The 25,921-nt window shown below is 70.3% G+C and carries 24 protein-coding genes and 1 tRNA gene; 7 read left to right on the top strand and 18 right to left on the bottom strand.

All coding sequences use genetic code 11. The features are described from left to right. Nucleotides 1-23 precede the first annotated feature (23 nt). Entirely contained in the window at nucleotides 24-1,439 is a 1,416-nt protein-coding gene (locus tag ASG45_RS09050) for a sensor histidine kinase (RefSeq protein ID WP_055836080.1), read from the top strand. Further along, on the top strand, nucleotides 1,436-2,092 hold the full coding sequence (locus tag ASG45_RS09045; protein ID WP_055836077.1) for a response regulator transcription factor: 657 nt from the start codon (nucleotides 1,436-1,438) through the stop codon (nucleotides 2,090-2,092). Before ASG45_RS09050 ends, ASG45_RS09045 begins: the two co-directional genes overlap by 4 nt. Before the next feature lie 345 nt (nucleotides 2,093-2,437). Here ASG45_RS09045 and ASG45_RS09040 read toward each other — a convergent pair whose 3' ends face one another. Together ASG45_RS09040 and ASG45_RS09035 are read right to left on the bottom strand one after the other, a co-directional pair. Further along, entirely contained in the window at nucleotides 2,438-3,799 is a 1,362-nt protein-coding gene (locus ASG45_RS09040; RefSeq protein WP_055836074.1) for a PhoH family protein, read from the bottom strand. Nucleotides 3,800-4,048: 249 nt separating this feature from the next. Continuing rightward, nucleotides 4,049-4,822 carry an isoprenyl transferase gene (locus tag ASG45_RS09035; RefSeq protein WP_055837794.1) on the bottom strand — a complete coding sequence of 258 codons (774 nt, stop codon included), beginning with the start codon at nucleotides 4,820-4,822 and terminating at the stop codon, nucleotides 4,049-4,051. Nucleotides 4,823-4,987: 165 nt separating this feature from the next. Here ASG45_RS09035 and trhA point away from each other — a divergent pair, with 165 nt between their 5' ends. Continuing rightward, complete coding sequence (gene trhA / locus ASG45_RS09030) at nucleotides 4,988-5,680, top strand: PAQR family membrane homeostasis protein TrhA (RefSeq protein WP_055837791.1); 693 nt, start codon at nucleotides 4,988-4,990, stop codon at nucleotides 5,678-5,680. Between the two features lie 28 nt (nucleotides 5,681-5,708). Here the strand turns inward: trhA and ASG45_RS09025 are convergent, their stop codons facing one another. Then, the gene (locus tag ASG45_RS09025) at nucleotides 5,709-5,969 is read right to left on the bottom strand and encodes a hypothetical protein (RefSeq protein ID WP_055836072.1); all 261 of its coding nucleotides are present in this window, start codon (nucleotides 5,967-5,969) and stop codon (nucleotides 5,709-5,711) included. A 63-nt stretch (nucleotides 5,970-6,032) separates the two neighbouring features. On the opposite strand from ASG45_RS09025, the gene ASG45_RS09020 reads away from it, so the two are divergent. Beyond that, nucleotides 6,033-6,428 carry a DUF4307 domain-containing protein gene (locus ASG45_RS09020; protein ID WP_055836069.1) on the top strand — a complete coding sequence of 132 codons (396 nt, stop codon included), beginning with the start codon at nucleotides 6,033-6,035 and terminating at the stop codon, nucleotides 6,426-6,428. A gap of 106 nt (nucleotides 6,429-6,534) precedes the next feature. Next, nucleotides 6,535-7,026 carry a transcription elongation factor GreA gene (gene greA / locus ASG45_RS09015; RefSeq protein WP_055836066.1) on the top strand — a complete coding sequence of 164 codons (492 nt, stop codon included), beginning with the start codon at nucleotides 6,535-6,537 and terminating at the stop codon, nucleotides 7,024-7,026. An 80-nt stretch (nucleotides 7,027-7,106) separates the two neighbouring features. Here greA and ilvA read toward each other — a convergent pair whose 3' ends face one another. Further along, complete coding sequence (gene ilvA, locus ASG45_RS09010) at nucleotides 7,107-8,336, bottom strand: threonine ammonia-lyase (RefSeq protein ID WP_055836063.1); 1,230 nt, start codon at nucleotides 8,334-8,336, stop codon at nucleotides 7,107-7,109. After that, nucleotides 8,333-9,523, bottom strand: a complete 1,191-nt coding sequence (locus ASG45_RS09005; RefSeq protein ID WP_055836060.1) for an AI-2E family transporter — start codon at nucleotides 9,521-9,523, stop codon at nucleotides 8,333-8,335. The genes ilvA and ASG45_RS09005 overlap by 4 nt, the downstream gene beginning before the upstream one ends. Before the next feature lie 69 nt (nucleotides 9,524-9,592). On the opposite strand from ASG45_RS09005, the gene ASG45_RS09000 reads away from it, so the two are divergent. Next, nucleotides 9,593-10,867, top strand: coding sequence for a winged helix-turn-helix domain-containing protein (locus tag ASG45_RS09000; RefSeq protein ID WP_055836057.1), 1,275 nt, complete (start codon nucleotides 9,593-9,595; stop codon nucleotides 10,865-10,867). 2 nt (nucleotides 10,868-10,869) lie between these two features. Here the strand turns inward: ASG45_RS09000 and ASG45_RS08995 are convergent, their stop codons facing one another. The 12 genes from ASG45_RS08995 to ASG45_RS08940 all read right to left on the bottom strand — a co-directional run bounded on the left by ASG45_RS08995 (nucleotide 10,870) and on the right by ASG45_RS08940 (nucleotide 21,922). Beyond that, complete coding sequence (locus ASG45_RS08995; RefSeq protein ID WP_055836054.1) at nucleotides 10,870-11,439, bottom strand: LemA family protein; 570 nt, start codon at nucleotides 11,437-11,439, stop codon at nucleotides 10,870-10,872. A 132-nt stretch (nucleotides 11,440-11,571) separates the two neighbouring features. Continuing rightward, nucleotides 11,572-11,644 (bottom strand) — tRNA-Leu (locus ASG45_RS08990). Between the two features lie 98 nt (nucleotides 11,645-11,742). Beyond that, the gene (locus ASG45_RS08985) at nucleotides 11,743-13,152 is read right to left on the bottom strand and encodes an NAD(P)/FAD-dependent oxidoreductase (protein ID WP_235561593.1); all 1,410 of its coding nucleotides are present in this window, start codon (nucleotides 13,150-13,152) and stop codon (nucleotides 11,743-11,745) included. Further along, nucleotides 13,149-14,507: a S8 family serine peptidase gene (locus tag ASG45_RS08980; RefSeq protein WP_055836048.1), complete on the bottom strand. Its 1,359-nt coding sequence runs from the start codon at nucleotides 14,505-14,507 to the stop codon at nucleotides 13,149-13,151. Before ASG45_RS08980 ends, ASG45_RS08985 begins: the two co-directional genes overlap by 4 nt. Beyond that, the gene (locus ASG45_RS08975; RefSeq protein ID WP_055836045.1) at nucleotides 14,504-15,022 is read right to left on the bottom strand and encodes a DUF501 domain-containing protein; all 519 of its coding nucleotides are present in this window, start codon (nucleotides 15,020-15,022) and stop codon (nucleotides 14,504-14,506) included. Before ASG45_RS08975 ends, ASG45_RS08980 begins: the two co-directional genes overlap by 4 nt. Before the next feature lie 118 nt (nucleotides 15,023-15,140). Beyond that, nucleotides 15,141-15,761 (bottom strand): FtsB family cell division protein, encoded by a 621-nt coding sequence (locus ASG45_RS08970; protein ID WP_235561592.1) that lies wholly within the window; start codon nucleotides 15,759-15,761, stop codon nucleotides 15,141-15,143. Nucleotides 15,762-15,923: 162 nt separating this feature from the next. Beyond that, on the bottom strand, nucleotides 15,924-17,204 hold the full coding sequence (eno, locus tag ASG45_RS08965) for a phosphopyruvate hydratase (RefSeq protein WP_055836041.1): 1,281 nt from the start codon (nucleotides 17,202-17,204) through the stop codon (nucleotides 15,924-15,926). A gap of 143 nt (nucleotides 17,205-17,347) precedes the next feature. Further along, entirely contained in the window at nucleotides 17,348-18,028 is a 681-nt protein-coding gene (locus tag ASG45_RS08960) for an O-methyltransferase (protein WP_055836038.1), read from the bottom strand. Nucleotides 18,029-18,069: 41 nt separating this feature from the next. After that, nucleotides 18,070-18,873: a cytochrome c oxidase assembly protein gene (locus ASG45_RS08955; RefSeq protein WP_235561591.1), complete on the bottom strand. Its 804-nt coding sequence runs from the start codon at nucleotides 18,871-18,873 to the stop codon at nucleotides 18,070-18,072. Between the two features lie 88 nt (nucleotides 18,874-18,961). Then, the gene (locus ASG45_RS08950) at nucleotides 18,962-19,792 is read right to left on the bottom strand and encodes an SGNH/GDSL hydrolase family protein (protein WP_441005404.1); all 831 of its coding nucleotides are present in this window, start codon (nucleotides 19,790-19,792) and stop codon (nucleotides 18,962-18,964) included. 109 nt (nucleotides 19,793-19,901) lie between these two features. Beyond that, nucleotides 19,902-21,152, bottom strand: a complete 1,251-nt coding sequence (hisS, locus tag ASG45_RS08945; protein WP_055837784.1) for a histidine--tRNA ligase — start codon at nucleotides 21,150-21,152, stop codon at nucleotides 19,902-19,904. Nucleotides 21,153-21,310: 158 nt separating this feature from the next. Further along, a complete protein-coding gene (locus ASG45_RS08940; protein WP_082516584.1) occupies nucleotides 21,311-21,922 on the bottom strand; it encodes a MazG family protein in 612 nt (203 codons plus the stop codon). Nucleotides 21,923-22,260: 338 nt separating this feature from the next. On the opposite strand from ASG45_RS08940, the gene ASG45_RS08935 reads away from it, so the two are divergent. Beyond that, on the top strand, nucleotides 22,261-24,933 hold the full coding sequence (locus tag ASG45_RS08935; protein ID WP_055836024.1) for a phosphoenolpyruvate carboxylase: 2,673 nt from the start codon (nucleotides 22,261-22,263) through the stop codon (nucleotides 24,931-24,933). A gap of 127 nt (nucleotides 24,934-25,060) precedes the next feature. Here the strand turns inward: ASG45_RS08935 and ASG45_RS08930 are convergent, their stop codons facing one another. Continuing rightward, complete coding sequence (locus tag ASG45_RS08930) at nucleotides 25,061-25,660, bottom strand: gamma carbonic anhydrase family protein (RefSeq protein WP_055836021.1); 600 nt, start codon at nucleotides 25,658-25,660, stop codon at nucleotides 25,061-25,063. Nucleotides 25,661-25,921 lie beyond the last annotated feature (261 nt).

Below are 25,921 nucleotides of genomic sequence, written 5' to 3'. Positions count from 1 at the left end.
CCGAGGCGCGCCATAATCGGAGGATGAGCCCCACGACGAGACCGATCTCGACGCGGGTGCGAATCCTCGGCGCGATCCTCGGCGTCGTCCTGCTCGGCATGATGATCGCCGGCGGCATCACTTTCGCCGCTCAGCGCGAGCGTGTGCTGGCGAACGCGCAGAAGCAGCTCGACGGTTTCGCCTCGTCGGTGGCGTCGAGCTCCGACGACCCGGTCGACCTGGTCGCGGGAACGATCCCCGGCCGCACCGACGGCACGCTCGCGCTCGACGGCGACCAGGTGCTCGCCGCGACCCCCTCGCCCCCCGGTCTGGCCATCGCCGACGATCCGGTGCTCCTGGCCTCGCTGACCGCCCGTCTCGCCGACCAGCAGCTGAGCGGGCAGGCCGACAGTTCCCACGGTCCCGTGCTGTACGTCGCCGTCGCGGATCGCGGAGCGACCGCCGTGCAGGTCATCTCGATCGACCAGCGCATGGAGCTGGTGGCGCTGTCGACGACCACCTACGCCCTCTCGGCGGTGGGAGTCCTGCTGCTCGTGGGAGTCGCGGGGTGGTTCGTGACGGGCCGCCTCTTCTCGCCCCTCAAGCGCCTCCGCGACACCACCGACGCCATCACGATCGACGACCTCGGCACGCGGTTGCGCGCACACGGGTACGACGAGATCTCCGACCTCACGACGTCGGTGAACGGCATGCTCGACCGCCTCGCGATGTCGGTCGACGCGCAGCGACACCTGCTCGACGACGTGCGGCACGAGCTGAAGACGCCCATCACCATCGTCCGCGGACACCTCGAGATGATGGACCCGTCCGATCCTCAGGACGCCTCCGACACCCGTGATCTCGGGATCGCCGAACTCGACCGCCTGGCGCGCCTGGTCGACGACATCGACGCCCTGGCCGATGCCGAGACGGCCACCCTCTCGGCATCCCTCATCGACGTGGGGGGTCTCACCGACCGGGTGGCCGAACTCGTCGGGGCCATTCCCCATCACACCTGGAGCATCGAGGCACGGGCATCGGGCCGTGTCCACGGTGATGCCGACCGTCTCGTGCAGGCGTGGTTGCAGCTGGCCGACAACGCGGCGAAATACACCCCCGCCGGCTCCGCCATCGAGATCGGCAGCAGCGCCGACGACACGACGGCGCGGCTGTGGGTGCGCGATCACGGGCCGGGCATTCCGCCCGCCGCCCGTCACCGCGTCTTCCGCCGCTTCGATCGGATCTCCCCCGGGCGCGGGATCGAGGGCTCTGGTCTCGGCCTCGCCATCGTCGACGCCATCGTGCGCGCGCACGACGGACACTGCTCGGTGGGCGACACCCCGGGCGGCGGCGCCACGATGACCCTCCACCTCCCCCTCGTGCGCGGACGCTCCGCCGCCGAGCTTCCCACCCCGGTTCGCGCCGGAGACGTGGTCCTGCAGAGAGAGGCAACCGGATGACGCGCATCCTCATCGCCGAGGACGAAGAACGCATCTCGGCTTTCGTGGCCAAGGGCCTCGAGTCGGCGGGGTATCAGACGGTCACCGTCGGCGACGGCGCCGAAGCGCTCGACACGGCGCTGTCCGGTGAGGTCGACCTGGTGCTCCTCGACGTCGGCCTTCCCTCGCTCGACGGCTTCGAGGTGCTCCGCAGCCTGAGGGGGCAGGGTTCGTCGGTGCCCATCATCATGCTGACGGCTCGTACCGGCACGCGCGACACCGTCGAGGGCCTCGACGCCGGGGCCAACGACTACGTCGCGAAGCCGTTCAAGTTCGACGAGCTGCTCGCGCGCATCCGGTCGCGCCTGCGCGAACCCGTCCCGACGGGCACGATGACCGTGGCCCACGGCGACGTGACGCTCGACGTGCTCGCCCGCCGCGCGACCGTCGGCAGCCGCGCGATCGATCTCAGTGCCCGCGAGTTCGCCCTCGCCGAGGAGCTCATGCGCCACGCGGGCCAGGTACTCAGCCGCGAGCAGTTGCTGAGCCGGGTGTGGAACATGGACTTCGATCCCGCGTCGAACGTCGTCGACGTGTACGTGCGCTACCTGCGCGCCAAGCTCGGCGCCGCGCACATCGTCACGGTCCGAGGCGCGGGGTACCGCTGGGAGTGACAGGCACGGGGCGAGGTGCGGTGCCACCGCCCCGGGGCCGGCCGAGCACGGCGGCGACCGTGCGCGGAAACTCGAAACCCCCGGTGGTGTACCGGGGGTTTCGAGGAGATCACGTTCACTACCGGCCGACGTACCCGAACGACGGCGGCAGGGGTGGAGCGGATCTCGGGTTTCCTCAGGGGGAACCGCCGAGGCGGTGACGAGGTTTCCCTCGCCTATGTGTCCAGCCTGAAGGGTCAAAGTGAGAGCGCGGGGAGGTGGACATGAGAAAGCTCTCATGTGGACCCGCGAGCACGAGAAAAGGGTCGGGATACTGTCGCATCCCGACCCCTCCTCGACCGCGGATCAGGACAGTTCGCCGGCCTCCAGCAGCTCGGTGACCAGGGCGGCGATGGCGGAGCGCTCCGAACGGGTGAGCGTGACGTGGCCGAAGAGCGCGTGCCCCTTGAGCGTCTCGATGACCGAGGCGACCCCGTCATGCCGGCCCACTCGCAGGTTGTCGCGCTGCCCCACATCGTGGGTGAGCACCACCCGGGAGTTCTGGCCGATGCGGCTCAGCACCGTCAGCAGCACGTTGCGTTCGAGCGACTGGGCTTCGTCGACGATGACGAAAGCGTCGTGCAGCGACCGACCGCGGATGTGCGTGAGCGGCAGCACCTCGAGCATGCCCCGCGCCAGCACCTCCTCCAGCACGTTGCCCGAGACGACCGAACCCAGGGTGTCGAAGACCGCCTGACCCCAGGGGCCCATCTTCTCGGCCTGGTCGCCGGGCAGGTAGCCGAGCTCCTGACCACCCACGGCGAACAGCGGCCGGAACACGATGATCTTCTTCTGCTGCTGACGCTCCAGCACGGCCTCCAGCGCCGCGCATAGGGCCAGCGCCGACTTTCCGGTACCGGCACGTCCGCCGAGCGACACGATGCCGACCTCGGGGTCGAGCAGCAGGTCGAGCGCGATGCGCTGCTCGGCCGAGCGACCGTGCAGCCCGAAGGCGTCGCGGTCGCCGCGCACCAGCCGGAACTCGCCGTTCCCGGTCACGCGCCCGAGGGCCGATCCCCGCTCGGAGTGGATGATGAGACCGGTGTTGACCGGCAGCCCCACCACCGACTCGCTGACGGCGATCTCGCTCTCGTACAGGTCGGTCATCTCGTCGCCCGACACGTCGAGCGAGGTGATGCCCGTCCACCCCGAGTCCATCGCCTGCTCGGCGAGGTACTCCTCGGTGTTCAGACCCAGCGATGCCGCCTTCACGCGCATCGGCAGGTCCTTCGACACGACGGTCACCTCGGCGCCGTCCTGGGCGATGTTCATCGCCACGGCGAGGATGCGACTGTCGTTGCCGCCCATCCGCATGCCCGACGGCAGCACCTGGGGGTCGGTGTTGTTCAGCTCGACACGCAGGGTGCCGTCGGTGCCCACGGGGACGGGGAAATCGAGGCGGCCGTGCTCGACGCGCAGTTCGTCGAGGTGGCGGAGGGCCTGGCGGGCGAAGTAGCCGATCTCGGGGTCGTGACGTTTGCCCTCGAGTTCGGTGATCACCACGACGGGGATCACCACCGAGTGCTCCGCGAAGCGGAAGAAGGCCCGCGGGTCACTGAGAAGAACGGAGGTATCCAGGACATACGTGCGCAGGGCCTGGTCGGATCCGGTTTCTGATCCGGTGTTCTCGACGACGCGACGCTGGTCGTATGGTGCTCGTGCAGTCACAACCCACTCCCGACCCGGGTGAATCACCCGGTTGCCTCGAGTCGACCTGTGGGTCACGAGTCGCGATCCGAAGGTCGACCCGACCGGGCTCCGTGCCCGATGTGATCACCGTACGTCTCCGCGACACCGACGCGGGTCGTTAACACGCCACGAATGTGACGACTTCGTGAACAGCACGTTTTGGCGCCCGGCGGCGTGGAGATCACTCGCCTCGAAGGTCGCCCTTCGGCGCCCGAGCGGGTCGTCCTGCTACTGCCCGTAGCGTCGGTCGCGCGCCGAGAAGTCGCGGATGGCCCGCAAGAAGTCGACCTCGCGCAGATCCGGCCCCAGCGCCTCGACGAAGTAGAACTCGGAGTGCGCCGACTGCCACAGCAGGAAGTCGCTCAGCCGCTGCTCCCCCGACGTGCGGATGACGAGGTCGGGATCGGCCTGACCGCCCGTGTACAGGTGCTCGCCGATCTGCTCGGGGGTGAGGCTCGCGGCCAGCTCTTCCATCGAGCCGCCCGAGGCGTCGTGCTTGCTGATGATGGAGCGCACGGCATCCACGATCTCGCTGCGCCCGCCGTACCCGACCGCGAGGTTCACGTGCAGACCCTCGTGACCGCGCGTGCGCTCGGTGGCCTCGTGCAGCACCTCGGCGAGCTCGGGCGGGAGCCCTTCGGCGCGACCGACGTGCTTGACGCGCCAATCGGGCTCGTGCGACAGCTCGCCGGCGAGCTGGGCGATGATCTCGAGCAGGTCTTGCAGCTCTTTGCTGTCGCGCTTGACGAGGTTGTCGTTGGACAACAGATAGAGCGACACCACCTCGATGCCGAGGTCGTCGCACCACCGCAGGAACTCGTGCATCTTCGCGGCGCCCGCGCGATGCCCGTGAGCGGCGCTGTCGTACCCGAGCTGACGTGCCCAGCGGCGGTTGCCGTCGATCATCATGGCGACGTGATGCGGCACGGTGGCCGGCATGCGGCGACGCAGGCGCGAGATGTACAGACGGTAGAGGGGGCCTCGCCCCTCGTTCCTCCACACGCGCGCCACCTTCCTACGCTACCGCGTCCCGGCCCGTTCACCGTGAACGTTCAGGTGCCCCTCGCTGGGGAAAGGGTGAGCCCTGCCCCCATGTACGCACCCTGGCATGGGGGCGGACGTAGGGTCGAAGACGTGACGCGCACGACCCCCTCAGACGGACCCGACATGCCCCAGCTCCCCCTCCTCGACGCCGGGGCGGTCGGCGCGCAGGCCGAGGTCAAACCCACCTGGCGCGGCTGGATCCACGCCGGAACGTTCCCCGTCGCGATCATCGCGGGCATCGTGCTGATCGTTGTGGCCCAGGGAACCCCGGGCAAGTGGGCCGCGGCCGTGTTCACGGCCACCTCGATGCTGCTGTTCGGCAACTCCGCGCTGTACCACCGCTTCCACTGGAAGCCCAAGACGCTCGCGGTGCTCAAGCGCATCGACCACGCGAACATCCTGCTGCTGATCGCGGGCACGTACACGCCCCTGGCGGTCCTGGCCCTGCCGACGCCCAAGACGGTGCTGCTGCTCTCGATCGTCTGGGGCGGCGCGATCCTCGGCATCCTGTTCCGCGTGTTCTGGATCAACGCCCCGCGCTGGCTCTACGTCGCGCTCTACCTCGCCCTCGGGTGGGCGGCGGTGATGTACCTCGGCGACCTGCTCGCGGCGAACGTCGCGATGATGGTGCTGGTCGTGGTCGGCGGACTGCTCTACACCGGCGGCGCCGTGATCTACGCGATCAAGAAGCCCAATCCGTGGCCCGGGCACTTCGGGTTCCACGAGATCTTCCACGTGTGCACCGTGCTGGCGTTCCTCTGCCACTGGACGGCGTGCCTGCTGATCGCCCTCGCCCCGGCGTACCACGGCGGATGATCCCGGATGCCGGGACCTCCGGCAGGAGTCAGATGCGCGGCGCGGTGGGGTCGGTGTCGTCGGCCGACGCCTCGCGTGCCCGCGCTTCTTCGGCGTCGAGCTCCGCGTTGACCTCTTCGCGGTACCGGCCGCGGCGGATGCGACGCAGCATGTCCCAGACGAGCAGGAACACGGCGACGCCGATGAACGCGATGGCGGCGAAGCCGAGCGGACCCGGCGTGACGATCGCGGGGTCGGGAGTGACGGCCGGGGTGGGCGTTGTCGCGAGAGCGACGAGCACGGGGAGCATGGAGTCCTTCGGTCCGGGCGGAAGCGCGTAGCCTGGATGTCCAGCCTAAAGCCCGGAGAGACCATGACGACGCAGGCCCAACTCGACGACCGCTACGGACGCACGCGTTCGCCGCGGCGGCGCATCGTGGGGTGGTCGATCGTGGCCGTGCTCGCCCTCGGCGCGATCGGGTACCTCGGCTGGACGACGGTGGCCGGCAGCCTCGGTTCGGTCACCGCGACCGACACCGGGTTCACGGTCGAGAACGAGCGCTCGGTCTCGACGACCTTCCAGATCACCGCCCCGGTCGGCGAGCCCGTCGCCTGCGCTCTCGAGGCGCGCGACGAGGAGCACGGGACGGTGGGATGGCGGGTCGTGCAGTACCCGGCATCCGAGGAGCATTCCCGCGCGTTCACCGAGCAGATCCCGACGCTCGCGCTGGCGACGACAGGTTTTGTCAACGCCTGCTGGGTGCCGTAAACTCGCGGGATCACGACGCGCCCCGGCTCGATGCCGGGGCGTTCGACATATCCCCCGCCGACGGCTCCCGAACCCGCGCCGTCTGCGTTCCGACGAAGGAGTAACCGTGTCCAACGACGCTCAGGTGACGTTCCTCACGCAAGACGCCTACGACCGCCTGCACAACGAGCTCGAGCGCCTCTCGACCACGGGCCGTGAAGAGATCGCCAAGCGTATCGAGTCGGCGCGCGAAGAGGGCGACCTCAAAGAGAACGGCGGCTACCACGCCGCGAAAGACGAGCAGGGCAAGCAAGAGGCGCGCATCCGCACCCTCCAGCAGCTGCTCAAGGACGCCAAGGTCGGCGAGGCTCCCGAAAGCCACGGCGTCGTCGAGTCGGGCACCGTCGTGACTGCCATCGTCGCCGGCGGCGAAGAGGTCTTCCTCCTCGGCAACCGCGAGATCGCCGTCGACTCCGAGCTCGACGTCTACAGCGAGGCCTCGCCGCTGGGCGCGGCGATCCTGGGCCTTAAAGAGGGCGACAAGGGTTCGTACACCGCGCCGAACGGCAAAGAGATCAAGGTCGAGATCGTCAAGGTCGAGACCTACTCGGGCCAGTAAGCCCCACCGTCCGCGAGCCGCTCTCCCCTTCGGGGTGGGCGGCTCGCGGCGTTCACGGCACGGATGGTGCGCTCAGCGCCTCAGTTGGGAACGACCGTGGCCACGAACCCGGCGTCCTCCAGCGTGCGGATGACGAGGGCCCGGTGCTCTTCGCCGCGGGTCTCGACGCTCAGTTGCAGCACGACCTCGCTGATCTGCATGCCCTGACCGTGACGCGTGTGAAGCACCTCGATGACATTGGCGCCCGCCTGGGCGAGGAGTTCCGAGACGCGGGCGAGCTGGCCCGGACGGTCGGGAAGCGGAATGCGCAGCGACATGTAGCGACCGGATGCCGCGAGGCCGTGCGCCACGACGCGCTGCAGCAGCAGGGGGTCGATGTTGCCACCCGACAGGATCGCCACCGTGGGGCCGGTCGCCGTGACCTTTCCGGCCAGGATGGCGGCGACACCGACGGCACCCGCGGGCTCCACGACCTGCTTGGCGCGCTCGAGCAGCACGAGCAGAGCCCGGGCCATGTCGTCTTCGGTGACCGTGACGACCTCGTCGACGAACTGTCGGACGAGCTCGAACGGGAGATCGCCGGGCCGCGCCACGGCGATGCCGTCGGCGATGGTCGGCGTGGTCTCGATCTGCATCGGGTACCCGGCGGCCAGCGACGACGGGTACGCCGCGGAGTTCTCGGCCTGTACGCCGATGACGCGCACGGTGCGCCCCTCGGCGGCAGCGCGCGTCTTCACCGCCGTGGCGACTCCCGCGGCGAAGCCCCCGCCGCCGATGCCGACGATCACCGTCTCGAGGTCGGGCATGTCTTCGACGAGCTCGAGCCCGAGCGTTCCCTGGCCCACGACGATGTCGCGGTGATCGAACGGGTGGATCAGCACGGCACCCGTGCGCTCCGCGAACTCGGCGGCCAGACGCAGCGGGGTCTCGACGGTGGCGCCCTCGAGGATGACCTCGGCGCCGTACCCGCGCGTGGCCAGGAGCTTCGGCAGCGGCACACCCAGCGGCATGAAGATCGTCGCCGCGATGCCGAGCTGCTGCGCGGCGAGGGCGACGCCCTGCGCGTGGTTCCCGGCGGAGGCGGCGACCACGCCCCGGGCACGCTCCTCGGCGGTCAGGCGCGAGAGACGGTATGTCGCGCCGCGGATCTTGAACGAGCCGGTGCGCTGAAGGTTCTCGAGCTTGAGGTTGACCGGCACGCCGAGCAGTTCGGTGAGGTGCAGCGATTCGTCGAGGGGCGTCCGCGTGATGATGCCGCGCAGAGCCTGCGCGGCATCTTCGAACTCGGCCAGGGTGGGAGTGTCGTTCATGTCTTCCTTCCGCGCTCGCGCGGGACGGTCTGCCAGATGAGATCTCGGGATACCAGGGCCTCGCCGTCGTGCTGCCACGCCTTCGAGCTGAGGTATACGGCGACGACGTTGACGAAAGCGGCGAGGGGCACGGCGAACAGCGCGCCGGCGATCCCGCCGATCATGGCGCCCCCGGCGACGACCAGAACGACGGCGAGCGGATGCACCTTGACGGCCGAGCCCATGAGGATCGGCTGAAGGATGTGGCTCTCGACCTGCTGGACGCCCAGCACCACGATCAGCATGAACAGCGCGATGAGCGGTCCGTTGTAGACCAGCGCGATGAACACCGCGAGAGCGCCGGTGGCGACGGCTCCCACGAACGGGATGAACGCGCCGAGGAACACCAGCACGCCGATCGGGATCGACAGCGGAACGCCGAGCAGGAAGGCACCGAGGCCGATGCCGACCGCGTCGATGGTGGCGACGAGCAACTGCGTGCGGGCGTAGCTCTTCACCGTTCGCCAGCCGGCCCGACCGGCGCCGTCGACCGCGGGGCGGGCGACGCGCGGGAAGAGCCGCGTGGTCCAGCGCCAGATTCCGCCGCCGTCGGCGAGCAGGCACAGGAGGATGAAGAAGGTGAGCAGCAGCCCGGTGCCCACGTGCCCGAGCGTCGTTCCGATGGCGAGGGCCCCGGTCCAGAGCACCTCGGCCTGCTGCTGCAGGAACGTGCCCGCGCGGTTCAGGCCGTCGTCGATCTGCTGCGCACTGAGGTGCAGCGGACCGTCGATGAGGTACTGCCGGAACTGACCGACCGCGGCGACCGTGCGCTCGCGTACCGACCCGGACTCTCGGGCGATCTGCCAGACCGCGAGCCAGACCAGGCCCGAGATGATCGCGATGGTGGTGAGCACCGTGACGACGATGGCGAGCCACTTGGGCCACCGGTGTCGGAGCAGGAACGAGAAGCCGGGCCACACCAGCGCGGTGACGAGGATCGCCACCAGCAGCGGGATGACGAGCAGCTTCAACTGGATGACGATGAAGATGACGACACCGAGGGCCGCGGCGATGATCAGCAGCCGCCACGCGTAGGCCGTGGCCTGGCGCAACGCCGGCGGAACCGGGGGCTGCAGATCGCTCGAGACGGTGCGCCGCTTCAGGGCGTCGAGGAAGGATCCACGGGGTTCGGGATCGGTTCCGGTCATTCCGTCAGCCTACCGCCGCTCTCCCCGGCGATCGCTGCGATGTCGGCGGTGGTGGATACGGTGAGGAGCATGACCACGACGCTTCGTCGCGCCGACGCGCGCCGTATCGCCCTTGCCGCGCAGGGCTTCGCCCGCGCCCGTCCCGAGATGGTGGGCACGCGCCAGATCACCGGGGCGCTGCATCGCATGCGCATCCTTCAGATCGACTCGGTCAACGTCTTCGCGCGCTCCCACTACATGCCGCTGTTCGCCCGCCTCGGCGCCTACGACACCGGGCTGCTCGACAAGCTCGCGTTCTCGCGGCGGCCGACCTGGGTCGAGTCGTGGGCGCACGTGGCGTCGCTCGTCTCGGTCGACGATTGGCCGCTGCTGCACTTCCGCCGCGACGCGATGCGCGCCAAGTACGGCGACGACGAGTGGGCGCGGGCGAACCGGCCCCTGCTCGACTGGCTGCGCGACGAGCTGGCCACGCGCGGTCCGCTCCGACCGGCCGACATCGACCATGACGCCCGAAGCGGCTCGCGGGGGTCGTGGTGGGGCTGGGACGACGTGAAGAACGGGCTGGAGCGACTGTGGCTGAGCGGTGACGTCGCCATCGCCGGACGCCGGGGGTTCGAGAGACGCTACGGGCTGGCATCCGATGTGCTGCCGGCCGCGGCGCTCGAGACGTCGGTCCCCCGCGCCGCGGCCATCGCCGAGCTCGTGCGCCGCGCCGCCGTCGCGTACGGCGTCGCCACCGCGGCCGACCTGGCTGATTACTGGCGCATCCGCGACCGCCCCGCGGTCCTCGCCGCGATCCGCGATCTGGTCGACACCGGCGAGCTGCTTCCCGTCGAGGTCGAGGGCTGGCGCGTGGCGGGTCGCCCCGCGAAAGCCTGGCTGCATCGCGACGCCGCCCGCCCCCGCAAGCTCGACGTCGCGGCCATCCTCACCCCGTTCGACCCGATGGTGTGGTTCCGCGACCGTGCCGAGCGGCTCTTCGACTTCGACTACCGGATCGAGATCTACACGCCCGCGCTGCAACGGCGGTTCGGCTACTACTCGCTGCCGGTCGTGGTGGGCGACGACGTGGTGGGCCGCCTCGACCTGAAAGCCGACCGCGCGAACAGCACCCTCCGCGTGCAGTCGGCGTGGTGGGAGCAGGGGGCGCCGCCCGATGCCGCCGACCGCGTCGCCGAAGAGCTGCGAACCGCGGCGCGGTGGCAGGGCCTGGAGCGCGTGACGGTCTCGCGCTGGGGCGACGCGGTGGACGCCATCGCCGGGGCGTTGCGTGCGGAGCGGCACGACCACCCCGACGACCGCGCCAACGAGAACGCGCCCCCTCCGGTGAGAGGGGGCGCGTGACGTCAGAACTGCACGCGTGGGGGTTCCGCGATCGCCGCGCCATCGACGACCTCGAAGAACTCGCGCTCGCGGAAGCCGAGCTGGCGCGCGAAGAGGTTGTTGGGGAAGACCTTGATCTTCGTGTTGAGCTCCCGCACGCCACCGTTGTAGAACCGGCGCGACGCCTGGATCTTGTCTTCGGTGTCGACGATCGAGTGCTGCAGCTGCAGGAAGTTCTGGCTCGCCTGGAGCTGCGGGTACGCCTCGGCAACGGCGAACAACGACTTGAGCGCCTGCTGCATGTGTCCCTCGGCGACACCGGCCTCGGCCGGGCTCTGGGCCGACAGCGTCTCGGCACGGGCACGGGTGACGTTCTCGAACACGGCCTTCTCGTGGGCCGCGTAGCCCTTCACCGTCTCGATGAGGTTGGGGAGCAGGTCGGCACGACGCTTGAGCTGGACGGTGATGTCACTCCACGCCTCGTCGACACGCACGTTCAACGCGACCAGGGCGTTGTAGGTGGCCCACAGATAGATCCCGGCGATCGCCAGAATGCCGACGATCACGATGACCGGTACAAGCCACTCCCACATAAGTCCCCACCCTCAGTTCGCGAGATTGCCCTTCAGTGTAACTGCGGGGCGCCGGCCGGAACGGGTGGGTGGCGGGGACTCCCAGAGAACGCGCATAGTACGCGGAGCGTCCGTGAGCGCGAGGATACGGCGTACCCCCGGTGGGACTCGAACCCACACTGAAGCGATTTTAAGTCGCCTGCCTCTGCCATTGGGCTACGGGGGCCCGACCTCCACCGTATCGCTCGACGGCGCGGCATCCGGGGCCGCTAACGACGAGACCCCCGTACCCGGCGGGGTACGAGGGTCTCGATCAGCGGAAGGTCACTTCGCCGCGACGGGCTCGGCCTTCTTCTCGGCCGGAGCTGCCGGCGCCGGAGCGTCGGCCGCGGGCGCCGCCGGACGCGGGCGCGCGGCGAACTCCTCGAACGCGGCGCGGGGCTGCTGGACGGCCTCGAGATTGACGACCTCGCGACCGTGCAGGAAGTTCTGCACCCAATCGCCGACGACGCGGAACTTGCGCTCCCACGTCGGCATGGCCAGACCGTGGTAACCGCGGTGGGCGAACCAGGCGATCAGGCCGGTCAGCGCGATGTTGCCCGACTGGAATGCGCCGTTGTAGAGCCCCAGGCCGGCGACGGCGCCGAGGTTCTTGTGGTTGTACTCCTTGGGCTCCTCGCCGCGCAGCACCGCGACGAGGTTCTTCGCCATGAGCTTGCCCTGGCGCACCGCGTGCTGGGCGTTGGGAACGCAGAAGCCGCCCACGCCGCCACCCGACAGGTCGGGAACGGCCGACACGTCGCCGGCGGCCCAGGCACCCTGGACGATCTCTTCTTCGGTGCCGACGCGCAGGTCGGGGCGCGTGCGAATGCGACCACGCTCTTCGACGGGCAGGTCGCTGCCACGGACGACCGTGGGGTTGGCCATGACACCCGCGGTCCAGATGATGAGGTCGGTCGGCAGGTTCTCGCCGGTCGACAGCTCGATGACGCCGTCGACGGCGCCCTTGACCTGCGTGTCGAGGTGCACGAAGGCACCCTTCTTCGCGAGGTCGGCGAGCACCCACTCGCTCGTCTTCTGCGACACCTCGGGCATGATGCGGCCCATGGCCTCGATGAGGTGGAAGTGCGTGTCCTCGAACGCGAGCGTGGGGTACTGCTTGAGCAGCGACGAGGCGTACGCGCGGAGCTCCGCGAAGACCTCGATGCCGGCGAAGCCACCACCGACGACGACGACGGTCAGCAGGCGGTCCCGCTCGGGACCGGCGGGCAGCACCGACGCCTTGTCGAAGTTCGACGTGAGGCGGTCGCGGATGGCCACGGCCTCTTCGATGGTCTTGAGCCCGATGGCGTTGTCGGCGATGCCCGGGATCGGGAACGTGCGCGACACGGCGCCGGCGGTCACGACGATGTGGTCGTAGCTCTGCTCGAACGTCTCGTCACCGGCGATCGGAGAGATCGTCGCCGACTTGGTGGCGTGCGAGATCCCGGTGATCTTGCCCGCGATGACGGTGGTGCGCTTGAGGTGGCGGCGCAGGCTCACCACGACGTGGCGCGGCTCGATCTCGCCGGCGGCGACCTCGGGGAGGAACGGCTGGTACGTCATGTACGGCAGCGGGTCGACGAGCGTGACTTCGGCCTCGTTACGGCCGAGGAGCTTCTCGAGCTTCCACGCGGTGTAGAAACCTGCGTAGCCCCCACCGACGATGAGGATTCTGGGCACGGTAGTGGTCACGATGTGAGGGACTCCTCGTTTGTGGTGCGGCTCGGCTCGCGGGAGATGCGCGCCTGTCTTATTCGCCGGGCAGCAGCAGTGACACCGAGCGCAATTATTATAGCGGCCAGTGTGCCCGCGCCGAGCGGCAGCGATCCGTACAGAACGCTATCGCGCGACGGCAGCAGAGGCGAACCCGCCTCGGGCGCCGATGTCACCGGCGGCAGCGGTGGGATCTCGACCGCCGTGGCGGTCGGGGTCGGCGCGGGTTCCGCGTCGGCCCGACGGTAGAGCCGGATCCACTCCGACAGGCTCCCGAGCGGGTTCTCCGAGACGGTGTCGACCCGCGCCGAGATGGCTGCCGCCGCGTTGACGAGTCCGTAACCGTAGAGCTTGTCGGGCACGGTCGTGGCGCCGGCGGCGGGCTTCGCGGTGCTGATCAGACGATTGAGGACGTTATCGGCATCCAAGTCGGGGTGGGCCGCGCGAACGAGGGCGGCGATGCCGGCGACGATGGGAGCGGCCCCGCTCGTGCCGTTCCATTGCACGAGCGTGCCGTCGGCCGACACCCCGCGCAGGCGCTCACTCGGCGCCGACAGCCCGATCGTGATGCCCTGCGTCGACGCGCTGCTGCTCGCGGTGCCGTTCGGGTCGACGCCGCCCACCGCGAGGACGCCCGGGATCGTGGCGGGCGCCCCGACGCGGTCGGTACCACTCCCCCGGTTGCCCGCGGCGACGACCACCACGACGTCGTTGTCGAAGGCGTACTCGAACGCGTCGTCCCAGCTGCGGTCCCAGTCGAGGGTGTTGGTGGTCAGCGACAGGTTGATGACGGTCGCACCGTTGTCGACCGCCCACCTCATGGCCTCGGCGATCTGCTCGGTGAACGGTTTGGTCGTCGAGGCGCCGAAACCGACCGAGATCGACAGCAGCTCCGCTTCGGGTGCCACCCCGATCATGCCGCGGCCGTCACCGGTCCCTCGCGAGGCCGCGAGCGAGGCGACCCAGCTGCCGTGGTTGGCGTCGACGGCGCCGACCGGGGTGCGCCCGTCCGACGAACCGACACCCGACACGTCGGTGCCTCCCGCGATCGCGCCGTTGAACTCGACGGGGCCGCGCCCGATCCCGGTGTCGATGATCGCGATCTTCTGCCCCGCGCCGCGTGTGGTGTTCCACGCCTCGCGCACGCCGTACTGGTCGAGCCAGTACTCCGACGCGCGGACGGAGTCGGTGGGGTCCTCGGGCACCGGCGGGGCCGGTGTCGCGTTCGCGGGGGCCGAGGGAGCCGTGCCGGTCAGCACGGGCGGAGCGGTCGCCGCGCCGGTCAGCACCATCGCGACGACGATGGATGCCACCCCCGCGACGACGCGTTTCATCCGCCGGTCCCGGGGCTCTCGCACTCGCAGCGCTCGGGCGAGAAGGTGCCGCGCTCCAGTGCACGATCGCCGATGGGGTTCACACCCGGCCCGGCGGCCAGGGAGTGACCGGCGAGGGCGTGCAGACACTTCACCCGGGTGGGCATGCCGCCCGCCGAGATCCCCGCGATCTCCTCGGGCTCGCCGTACGCCGCGCGATCGCGCAGATAGGCCTCGTGCGCGGCGAGGTACTCGGCGCGCAGGTCTTCGTCGGCGGCGAGCTCGTCGGTGAACTCCACCATGACGTGACCGGCCTCGAGCACCGACATCGCCGCCGTAGCCGCGGGGTGCGTGAGGTAGTAGAAAGTAGGAAACGGACTGCCGTCATCGAGTCTGGGCGACGTGGCCACGACGGTCGGGTTGCCGCAGACGCACCGCGCGGCGATGCCGATGACCCCGCGGGGCACGCGACCCAGCTGCGCCTGCAGCACGGCGAGGTCGGCGTCGGACGCGGGGGGAAGGTGCGTGGTAGTCATCGCTCCCAGGGTACCGGTCCGGTCTCGGCGTTCCGCGAGATCGGCGTCGGCTGCCGGAGTCCGAGCGCGACGGGAGCCCCGCGGGTCGCGCGACGGGCGCGCCCGTCGCTGTCGCCGCTCACGGGGCGGGCGTCGCCTCGGGTGCGGGGGTGGGGTCGGGCACGCCGATCTCGACCGTGGTCGGCACGGCCACCTGCGCGGCACCCGAGTCGGCGACCGAGCGCACGAGCTGCGCCATCCAGTCGGTGCGGGTCTGACCCACGTCCTCGCTGACGTCCTGCTGCTCTTGGGGGGTGGCCGAGACGGGCAGGTCGTTGTCGATGAGGTACACGACCTCGCCGGGGAACGTGTAGTACAACCGCTCGCGTGCCTGAGTGGTGATGTAGGCGGGGTCGGACCAGCGCTCTCGCTGCGACTCCAGTTCGGCGACGTCGTCGCGGCTGACGGCGACCGCGTTCTCCAGCGCCTGGATCTGCTGACGCTGATCCATGTAGGTGCCCACGGTCGGCACGAGCACGAAGGTGCCGAGCACGACGAGCCCCAGCATGATGACGACGAAGCCCGACACGCGCACCTTGCCGAGCCACTCGCGCACGTCGACGCGCCGCGGGGTCGACGGCGTCGAGCGGGACGCACGGGGTGACGGGGCGGCCTTCGCCGACTTCTTCGTGCCGGTCTTCTTCGCGCCCGTGGCACCGGATGCCACGGGCCGGCGGGGAGGCAATGTCGGTCGGTCCACGGCATCCCCTCTCGTTCTCGCCCGCGCGGTCACGGGCGACGGGCGGAGCCGAGTCTACGTCGCCGACCTGCGGGGCCCCGGGGACGCGCCGAGCCCCCGGCGCGTGCACGGAAACGCGAAAGGAGAGGAAGCCGTAGGGCTCCCTCTCCTTTCGTCGGACGATCAGCCCTTGAAGCGGGGGAACGCCGAGCGGCCCGCGAACACCGCGGCGTCGCCGAGGTCTTCTTCGATGCGGAGCAGCTGGTTGTACTTCGCGACGCGCTCGCTGCGCGCCGGGGCACCGGTCTTGATCTGGCCGGCGTTCACGGCGACGGCGAGGTCGGCGATCGTGGTGTCCTCGGTCTCACCCGAGCGGTGCGACAGCATCGAGGTGTAGCCCGAACGGGTGGCCAGGTTGATGGCATCCAGGGTCTCGCTCAGCGTGCCGATCTGGTTGACCTTCACGAGCAGCGAGTTGGCGATGCCGAGGTCGATGCCCTTCTGCAGACGCTGGGGGTTGGTGACGAACAGGTCGTCGCCGACGAGCTGCACCTTCGAGCCGATGGCGTCGGTCAGCTTCTTCCAGCCGTCCCAGTCGTCTTCGGCGAGCGCGTCTTCGATCGTGACGATCGGGAAGTTCGCGACGAGGTCGGCGAAGTAGTCGACGAGCGTGTCGACGCTCCACTCCTTGCCCTCGACGGTGTAGACGCCGTCCTTGAAGAACTCGGTGGCGGCGACGTCGAGGCCGACGGCGATGTCCTGACCGGGGGTGAAGCCGGCCTTCTCGATCGCGCGGATGAGGAAGTCGAGGCCCTCGCGGTTGCTGGGCAGGTCGGGGGCGAAGCCGCCCTCGTCACCGAGACCGGTGTTGTAACCCGCGGACTTCAGCTCGCCCTTGAGGACGTGGTAGACCTCGGTGCCCCAGCGGAGCGATTCGCTGTAGGTCTCGGCGCCGATGGGCGCGAGGAAGAACTCCTGGAAGTCGATGCCGTTGTCGGCGTGCTCGCCACCGTTGATGACGTTGAACAGCGGAACGGGCAGCAGGTGCGCGTTGGGGCCGCCGAGGTAGCGGAACAGGGGCAGGTCGGCGCTGTCGGCGGCGGCCTTGGCGACGGCGAGCGAGACGCCGAGGATGGCGTTGGCGCCGGTGCGCGACTTGTTCTCGGTACCGTCGGTCTCGATGAGGATCTCGTCGATGATGCGCTGCTCGCTGGCTTCGACGCCCTCGATGGCGGGGCCCAGCTCGTCGACGACAGCGGCGACGGCCTTGAGCACGCCCTTGCCGCTGTAGCGGCTCTTGTCGCCGTCACGCAGCTCGTAGGCCTCGAAGGCGCCGGTGGATGCGCCGGAGGGAACAGCCGCGCGCTGAACGATGCCGTCGTCGAGGAGCACCTCCACCTCGACGGTCGGGTTTCCGCGCGAATCCAGAATCTCGCGCGCGTTGACAGCCTCGATAAGTGCCACGAAGGACTCCTCGTTGGTTCTTGAGTGAAAGAGGGCGGAGCGTCATCGGTCCGTGGTCGAGTCTAGTGACCGCCCCCGACGCTCGTGGGCCAGAGCGTCATTCCGCGTCGGACTCCGCTCCGCCACGCCCGCGGCCGCCTGCGTCAAGACCCGGCGCCGACCTCCCCGGCATCCACGACGATCGCGAGGGCCACACCGTCCCACCCCTTGCGGTCGAGGGTCTGCAGGGCGGTGGCGTCGAAGCGGGGGTCGCTTCCGAGCATCAGGATGCCGCGGCGCGCGCCCTGCACCTTCGAGTCGGTGGTGTCGGCATCGGCGACGTCTCCCCCGCGCACGACGTTGTCGAGCACGACGACCGTGCCCGGACGCCCGAGCCGAGCGGCCCAGTCGAGGTACAGCGTGTTGGATTCCTTGTCGGCGTCGATGAAGACGAGGTCGAAAGCGTCCTCCCCCTCGAGGGTGGGGAGCACGTCGGCGCCACGCCCCACGCGCACGTCGACACGGTCGGCCACGCCCGCGCGCCGCAGGTTGGCCCGCGCGACATCGGCGTTGGCCGATTCGGCCTCGATCGACACGACCCGGCCTCCCTCGCCGACGGCGCGGGCGAACCAGATCGTCGAGTATCCGCCGAGGGTGCCGATCTCGAGCACGCGGCGAGCGCCGGCGATACGCGTGAGCAGGTGCAGGAACTTGGCATTGACGGGGGCGACCTCGATCGAGGGGAGGCCCGCCGCGTGCTGCGCCGAGAGCGCGGCATCCAGGATCGGGTCGGAGCCGACGAGCGTGCGGGTCAGGAAGGCGTCGACGTCGTCGTGGGTGGGCACGGTCCCAGCCTGGCGGGGCGGCGGTCGTGGGTCAACGCGCGTCAGCGTTCGCCGCGCAGGTGCGCGCGGGTCATCTCGTCGTACTCCTCGTCGGAGAGGTCGTCGAAGCCCTGGGCCTCGACGCGGTCGGTGCGCATCCAGCGGACGAGCAGGATGACGAGGATCGGCACGTCGGCGAACTCGGCGATGAACCAGATCATGTCGCCGGCGAGATGCTGATCGTGCAGCGTCGACGGCCACCACGACATCGTCTGCACGGCATCCGGGATCAGGTCGACGACCGAGTCGTTGAGGCGCAGCAGCAGCCCGGGGACGGAGTCGATCAGCAGCTCGACGAAAGCCAGCAGGAACTCGATCGCGATGAAGGTGCCCGTGTGCACGGCCCCCAACGCCATCATCGGCAGCACCATCGCGAGCCCGACGAGCGGCACGACCACCCCCAGCGACGCCTCGACGACGGGGTTCACACGCAGGATGCCGGCGAGCGGGGTCAAGAAGAGGCAGAACACCGCGGCGATGACGACGGTGGCCACCATCGCGTTGCCGAAGATCCGCGTGACGCGGGAGGCGAGGACGCGCTCGATCACGGCGCCCGCTCCCAGTCGGGCGGCCAGGTCGAGCGGGCGTCCGGCGGCGATCCCGGCCGGGACGGCGAAGATCAGCAGCGCGATGCGGGTCGAGAACGCCCAGCGGAGCTCGGCCGAGAAGACCGCGAGGAATCCGAGCTCGATCGCGGCGTACGGCAGGAGCCCGAGTGCGAAGAACCCGATCGTCCGGCGCAGGGGCCACTCCTCGCCTCGACGACGCAGACGCGCGACACCGACGAGGTAGGCCGCGGATGCCACGAACAGCACGCCGAGCGTGAGGGGGTCGGCGCGCCAGGTGGTCAGGAGGATGTGCAGAGGAGGCGTGGGGGAACGGTACGACCGTGAGCTATGGGTTGGCCGGGACGTCGGCGGAAGGCCGCGGCGACACCGAGGGCGACGGCTCCGCGTCGCCCCGGAGGGCGCCCAGCACCGCCGGCAGCAGGGCCTCGGCCGTGCGCCGGTAACCCAGGGCGCTGGGGTGGAAGCGGTCGATGCTGAACATCTCGTCGGGGCGTTCGGCGAAGACCGGTCCCACCGCCCGGGCCAGGCCCACCACTCGCGCGCCGGCACGCTCGGCGGCGCGGGCCTGCGCCGCCGCCAGCTGGCGCGAGGAGCGCGACGCGAGGGTGCGCAGCGGCTGCGGCACCGCGCGCAGCGTGCCGAGGTCGGGGCAGGTTCCCACGACCACGGCCGTCCCCCGGGCCGTCAAGGCGCCGACGGCCTGCTCGAGCTGCGCCGCGGCGCGCACGGGGGGAACGCGGTGCGTGACGTCGTTGCCGCCCACCACGACGACGGCGACGTCGGCGCGGTAGTCCGGCGGAAGGGCGGCGATCTGCGCCGCGAGAGCCGAGGTCTCCGATCCTACGACCGCGGCGGTGCGCAGGCGCACGGGTCGCGCGGCCGCGCGGGCGATGCCCTTGGCGAGCCGTGCTCCCAGGGTGTCGCGTCGGTGTCCGGCGCCCAGACCCGCGGCGATCGAGTCCCCCAGCACCAGCAGCTCGACCGGTCGACCGTCGTGCTTCTTCCGGCGCCAGACGCGGTCGGCATCCAGAGCCTGTTCCCCGAGCGGCTTGCCGATGCGGCGCCGCGCGATCGCCGCCTGACGCGAGATGAGGGTACGCAGGGCCACGGCCGTGGCCCCGAGCACCGCGACCGACGACGCGGCGGCGAGGGTCACCGGCCGTCGAACCGGCCGTCGAACCCTCGCGCGACGCATGTCCCGATCACACCTCGCCGACGTGAACACCGGGTGACCGAGGCGTGGCCGCCGGGCGACGCGGCGACTCTCAGCCGAGCGGCTTGATCTCGAGCGACGCGCCCGTCGTTCCGGCATTCACCGTCGCGAACGACGTGTAGCCGTCGGCGCTCGCCCGTTCGAGGAGGGCCTTGAGGTTCTTCGTGCGCTGCTCCAGGCGCACGCGTGCGCCATCGGCCACGAGCTCCGCCTTCACCCGCAGCAGGTCCTCGAGTGCGACGTCGCGATCGTGCACGAGCACCACGGCTCGCTCGCCCGTGTCCACGGCGTCCTGCAGCAGGTCGACGATGCGCTCGAAACCGATCGAGAACCCCACGGCCGGAACGTCCTGACCGAGGAAACGCCCGATCATGCCGTCGTAACGACCGCCCCCGCCCAGCGAGTAGTCGACGCTCGGGTGGGCCAGCTCGAAGATCGTGCCGGTGTAGTACCCCATGCCTCGAACGAGGAACGGGTCGAAGACCAGCGGCGCGTCGGCGCCGCGCGCGGCGGCCACCGTCTCGCCGAGGGCTACGAGGTGCGCGATGACCTCGTCGGGGATGCCGTCGGGCAGAGCCGCGCGAATGCCGGCGTCGTCGAAGCGCGCGTCGTCGGGGCGAGGACGTTCGAGATAGGCCGCGACGGCGTCGGCGGCCTCGGGCGTCGCTCCGCGGTCGCGCAGCTCGGCGACGACACCCGAGGCGCCGATCTTGTCGAGCTTGTCGATCGTGATCAGGACCCCGGGCCGCTCGTCGGGGGCGAAGCCGAACACGTCGAGCATCGCGTCGAGGACGCGACGATCGTTGACACGGATCGTTCCGCCCTCGAGCCCCAGCGCGTCGAGCACATCGAGGCTCGCCGTCATCAGCTCGGCCTCGGCGCGGGCCGACGCGTCGCCGATGATGTCGATGTCGCACTGCAGGAACTGGCGGTACCGGCCCTTCTGGGGGCGCTCCGCCCGCCAGACCGGCGCCATCTGGATCGCGCGGAACACCGTCGGCAGCTGAGCCCGGTTCGTGGCGTAGAACCGGGCGAGCGGAACGGTGAGGTCGTAGCGCAGGCCGAGGTCGGCGAGAGCGGCCGGATCGTCGGCGGCGGCGCGGATGCCCTCGGCATCCATTCCCCGCTTCAGGATGCTGAACGACAGCTTCTCGTTGTCGCCGCCGATCCCGGCGTGCAGCCTCGAGTACTCCTCCATCACGGGCGTCTCGATCTCGTCGAAGCCGTGGGCGCGGTAGCGCTCGCGGATGACGGCGAGCACGCGCTCGCGACGGGCTTTGTCAGCGGGGAGGAAGTCGCGCATGCCGCGCGGCGGGTTCACGGATGCCACGCGTCCATTGTCTCAGCCCCCGCCGGTGCGCTCGCGCCGTCGCCGTCGAGAGCACACGCCAACGCCGAGAGCACCCGCGACGACGTGTGCCCTCGGCCACGACGTGTGCGCTCGTGACGCCGGGGCGGGGGTCAGGGGGCGCCCGGCGCGGCCTCGGCCGCCGCGACGTCGGCGCGCAGGGTGCGGAGTCGCTCGCGCAGGGTGCGCTCGGCGTCCCAGCCCCGGTCGCGGCCCTGCTGCACCAGCGCCAGCAGCGCGTCGCCCAGCTCCGCCTCGGTCGCGGGATCGGCGAGCCGGTGCGTCGGCGCGTGCACGCCCACCTGCGCGGCCTTGCCGACCAGCTTCTGCGCGAGCGCGAGCGCGGGCATGTGGTCGCTGACCCCGTCGAGGACACTCGTGCGCTCGCTCTTCTCGGCCGCCTTCGCCGCGTTCCAGTGCACGAGCACTTCCTCGGGAGTGGATGCCACGGCCCCGGCGAAGACGTGCGGATGCCGGCGCACCATCTTCTCGGTGAGTCCGCGAGCGACGTCGTCGATGTCGAAAGGCTCGACGGGATCGCCCGACGCGATCTCGGCGTGGAACAGCACCTGCCACAGCAGATCGCCCAGTTCCTCGCGCAGGTCGGCGCGGGTGCCCGACTCGACGGCGTCGATCACCTCGGCGCTCTCTTCGACGAGGTAGGGCACGAGGGCCGCGTGGTCGATCGTCTTCGTCCACGCGCAGCGTTCGCGCACGGCCCGCATGGTCTCGGCCGCTTCTCGCAGGGCATCGTCGCTCACGGCGTCTCCTCTCGCAGCGCCGACGGCGCCGGTTCCCCGAGTATCCCCCGCGCGGCCGCGACCCGTGCGGTGGACCGGCCGCGGGCGATCGTTCTGGAAACACCGCCCGAACCGACTCCGGACGATTGCGACCACAAATCCCCTTCGACGCCGATGTGTGCGGTGCGAGGCTGTTTCGCCCGGAGGATGTCCGGCTTTGGGCCACGCGGACTGCACGGCCACGGCTTCTCCCCATGCCCGTGCGCCGTCGCACGCCGTCCCGGCGTCATTCACACGTCACCGGACGCCGATAATCTGGGGCTGTGCGTGAACTGACCCCGACCGAGGCCATCGACCTCGTGGGCCGCTTCGAAGCCGGCCAAGAGCTCCCCGAACAGATGCGCGCCGACGTGCGCCTGCTCGGCTCGTTGCTCGGCCGCGTCCTTCAGGAGAGCGGCTCCCCCGGCCTGTACGACGATGTCGAGCGGCTGCGCTCGGCGACGATCCAGGCCTACACCGACGAGACGCCCGAAGCGTTCGAGCGGGCCGCGGCGATCGCCGACGGCTTCTCGATCGCGCGGGCCGACGAGGTGGCCCGTGCCTTCACGGCCTACTTCCATCTCGTCAACCTCGTCGAGGAGCATCAGCGCGTGCGCGTGCTGCGCGAGCGAGGCGACAACCCGTCGCGCTCCGGCACGCCCGACACGATCGCGACGGCATACGAGCGGCTGTCGAGCGAAGTGGGCGAAGAGACCGCGCTCGCGCGCCTCCAAGCGCTGCGCTTCCACCCGGTCTTCACGGCTCACCCCACCGAGGCCCGCCGCCGCGCGATCTCCACGAGCATCCGTCGCCTGTCGGAGTTGCTCGCCGAGCACGACGCCGCCTCCGACGGTGGCACCGAGAGCCGTCGAACCGAGCGCCGCATGCTCGAAGAGATCGACACGCTGTGGCGCACCGCTCCCCTCCGCCGCGAGAAGCCGTCGCCCGTCGACGAGGTGCGCTCGGTCATGTCGGTGTTCGACGAGACGCTCTACACCGCCGTACCGCGCGTGTACCGCCGCATCGACGACATCCTGCAGGGCGAGCACGCCGGCTCCCGCGCCCCGATCGTGACGCCGTTCGTGCGCGTCGGCTCGTGGGTCGGCGGCGACCGCGACGGAAACCCCTTCGTCACGGCATCCGTCACCCGCAAGGCCGCCGCGATCGCGAGCGAGCACGTGCTGCTGGGCCTCGAACGCACCACGCAGCGCGTGGGTCGCGGACTGACCCTCGATGCCGAGTCCACGCCGCCGAGCGATGCCCTCGTCACCCTGTGGCACCGTCTGCGCGCCGCCGACGAAGACGCCGCGGCCGAGATCGCCGAGCGTTCCCCCGACGAACCCCACCGCCGCATCATGCTGTTGCTGGCACGCAAGATCGCCGCGACCCGTTCCCGCAACGCCGACCTCGCGTACCGCGACCCCGAGCACCTGCTCGCCGATCTGCGGACGGTGCAGGATTCACTCGTCGCCGCGGGAGCCGCACGTCAGGCCTACGGCGCCCTGCAGCGCCTGGTGTGGCAGGTCGAGACCTACGGCTTCCACCTCACCGAGCTCGAGGTGCGACAGCACTCGGCCGTGCACCGGAAGGTTCTCGAGGAGCTCCGCGCGGGCGGCGCCCGCAGCGAGCAGACCGACGAGGTGCTCGAGGTCTTCCGTTCCATCGCCTACGTGCAGGAGCGCTTCGGGCCCCGCGCCGCCGGTCGGTACATCGTGTCGTTCACGCAGTCGGCCGAAGACCTGGCCAACGTGCACGAACTGGCCGCGTTCGCGATGGGCCCGGGTGAGGACGTGCCCGTCCTCGACGTCATCCCTCTCTTCGAGACCTTCGCCGACCTGCAGGCCGCCCCCGGCATCCTCGCCGAGATCGTGTCGCACCCGTCGTTCGTCAGTCGGCTGGATGCCACGGGCCGACGACTCGAGGTCATGCTGGGTTACTCCGACTCCTCCAAAGACGTCGGACCGGTCGCGGCGAACCTCGCGCTGTACGAGGCCCAGGCGAAGATCTCGACGTGGGCCGAGACCGAGGGCATCGAGCTGACGCTCTTCCACGGTCGCGGTGGTGCGCTCGGACGAGGCGGCGGACCCGCCAACTCCGCGATCCTCGCGCAGCCCCCGCACTCCGTCGACGGCCGGTTCAAGCTCACCGAGCAGGGCGAGGTCATCTTCGCCCGCTACGGCGATGCCGACATCGCCATGCGCCACATCGATCAGGTCGCGGCGGCCGTGCTCACGGCATCCTCCCCCTCGATCGAGCGCCGCAACCGTGGGGCCGCTGAGGCGTTCGCCGATGTCGCGAGCACGATGGACGTCGCCTCGCGGGAGCGTTTCTTCGCCCTCGTGAAGGCTCCCGGCTTCGCACCGTGGTTCGCCACGGTCACGCCGATGGAAGAGCTCGGTCACCTTGCATTGGGCTCTCGCCCCGCGCGACGCGGCCTCTCGGTCGAGTCGCTCGAAGACCTCCGAGCCATTCCCTGGGTGTTCTCGTGGACCCAGGCGCGCATCAACCTCGCCGGATGGTTCGGTCTGGGCACGGCGCTCGACGCCGTCGGCGATGAGCCGCGCCTGCGCGACGCGTACGAGCAGTGGCCGCTGTTCCGCACCATGATCGACAACGTCGCGATGAGCCTCGCGAAGGCCGACGAGCGCATCGCCCGCCGCTACCTGGCGCTCGGCGACCGTGACGATCTCGCCGGGCTCGTGATGGACGAGATGCTGCTCACGCGGTCGTGGGTCGAACGCATCACCGGCGGCGACCTGCTGGGCAACAAGCCCGTGCTGCAGCGCGCGGTCAAGATGCGCAGCCCCTACGTCGACGCGCTCTCGCTGCTGCAGTTGCGGGCGCTCCGCGCCCTGCGCGACGCGGCGAACACCTCCGAGACACCGGATGCCGAACAGCAGCGCCTGCTGCTGCTCTCGGTGAGCGGTGTGGCCGCGGGACTCCAGAACACCGGGTGATCAACCCCTCGCCACCGCGATGCGCCGGCTCCCTTTCGAGGGGGTCGGCGCTTCGCACGTCACGACGAGTTGTCGTCCCTGCCGCTCACCGGCCATCCCTCGCGCAGACCAACCGCGCGCGGTGGCCTCAGTCGACGGCTCGATCGGACGCGTGTCGCGACAGGCTGCGACCGTACCGCTCGGTCAGTTGCACCATCAGATCCGGCGTCTCACGATCGAGCCCGAAGACGTAGCCGGGGAAGTCGAGTTCCTTCTGCGCCGCCCAGATCTCGTCGTGCCGATCCGGCGAGAGCAGACGGAGCGGGTCGCCCACCGCGACCCACCCGATCGGAACCACCGTCTCGGGCGGCAACACGGTGCGCAGGTGCACGACGGCGTTGATCCGCACTTCGCTGCGGTCACCGATCTCGGCCCCGTTGAAGATCCGTGTGCCGGTGGCCAGGAACACCTCGTCGCCGATATCGGCTCCGGCGACGCTCGCCATCGGACCCACCAGGGTGTGCGCGCCGATGTGCACGGGGTGCGTGGCGCTCGCGCGGATGAGGGCGTTCTCCATCACGATCGTGTTCTCGCCCAGCACGATGCGGCTCCCCTCGGACGTGAGGACGGCACCATGCAGCACCTGGCATCCCGCGCCGATCACGACGTCACCGCTGATGACCGCTGTCGAAGCGACCACGGCGTCGGGGTGGATACGCGGCTCCGCGCCCAGGTGAGAGAAACGCATGGGTCGATCCTTCCAGTCGGTGCCGTCAGCGTAGCCCCGGCCCGACGCCGCGTCAGCCTCATCGACCCCGCGCGGCGAACAGCCAGGAGAGGGACGGCGCCTCTCGGCAAGCCGTCGCGACCGTCGTCGGCCTACGACGAAGCGCCGGGCGGCGTCCCCCACAACAGGGAACGCCACCCGGCGCTGACCACGAACACGAAATGTGCCCGTAAATGCGAAATGGCCACCCAACATTGGGTGGCCATTCCGACTAAAAGAAGT

The sequence above is a fragment of the Microbacterium sp. Leaf436 genome (assembly GCF_001424715.1).
In the GTDB taxonomy this organism is placed as follows: domain Bacteria; phylum Actinomycetota; class Actinomycetes; order Actinomycetales; family Microbacteriaceae; genus Microbacterium.
The sequence above is the reverse complement of the archived record's forward strand: the minus strand, read 5'-3'. Positions and strand labels throughout refer to the sequence as shown.

Bases quoted from the DNA above. Each gene is read 5' to 3' on its own strand.
- ASG45_RS09005 (WP_055836060.1), bottom strand. From the start codon at position 9,523: ATGACCGGAACCGATCCCGAACCCCGTGGATCCTTCCTCGACGCCCTG.
- ASG45_RS09025 (WP_055836072.1), bottom strand. From the start codon at position 5,969: ATGCTCCCCGTGCTCGTCGCTCTCGCGACAACGCCCACCCCGGCCGTC.
- hisS (WP_055837784.1), bottom strand. From the start codon at position 21,152: ATGCGCGACTTCCTCCCCGCTGACAAAGCCCGTCGCGAGCGCGTGCTC.
- ASG45_RS09050 (WP_055836080.1), top strand. From the start codon at position 24: ATGAGCCCCACGACGAGACCGATCTCGACGCGGGTGCGAATCCTCGGC.
- ASG45_RS09000 (WP_055836057.1), top strand. From the start codon at position 9,593: ATGACCACGACGCTTCGTCGCGCCGACGCGCGCCGTATCGCCCTTGCC.
- ASG45_RS08975 (WP_055836045.1), bottom strand. From the start codon at position 15,022: ATGACTACCACGCACCTTCCCCCCGCGTCCGACGCCGACCTCGCCGTG.
- ASG45_RS08995 (WP_055836054.1), bottom strand. From the start codon at position 11,439: ATGTGGGAGTGGCTTGTACCGGTCATCGTGATCGTCGGCATTCTGGCG.
- ASG45_RS08940 (WP_082516584.1), bottom strand. From the start codon at position 21,922: ATGCGGGCCGTGCGCGAACGCTGCGCGTGGACGAAGACGATCGACCAC.
- ASG45_RS08930 (WP_055836021.1), bottom strand. From the start codon at position 25,660: ATGCGTTTCTCTCACCTGGGCGCGGAGCCGCGTATCCACCCCGACGCC.
- ASG45_RS09045 (WP_055836077.1), top strand. From the start codon at position 1,436: ATGACGCGCATCCTCATCGCCGAGGACGAAGAACGCATCTCGGCTTTC.
- ASG45_RS09020 (WP_055836069.1), top strand. From the start codon at position 6,033: ATGACGACGCAGGCCCAACTCGACGACCGCTACGGACGCACGCGTTCG.
- trhA (WP_055837791.1), top strand. From the start codon at position 4,988: ATGCCCCAGCTCCCCCTCCTCGACGCCGGGGCGGTCGGCGCGCAGGCC.
- ASG45_RS08980 (WP_055836048.1), bottom strand. From the start codon at position 14,507: ATGAAACGCGTCGTCGCGGGGGTGGCATCCATCGTCGTCGCGATGGTG.
- ilvA (WP_055836063.1), bottom strand. From the start codon at position 8,336: ATGAACGACACTCCCACCCTGGCCGAGTTCGAAGATGCCGCGCAGGCT.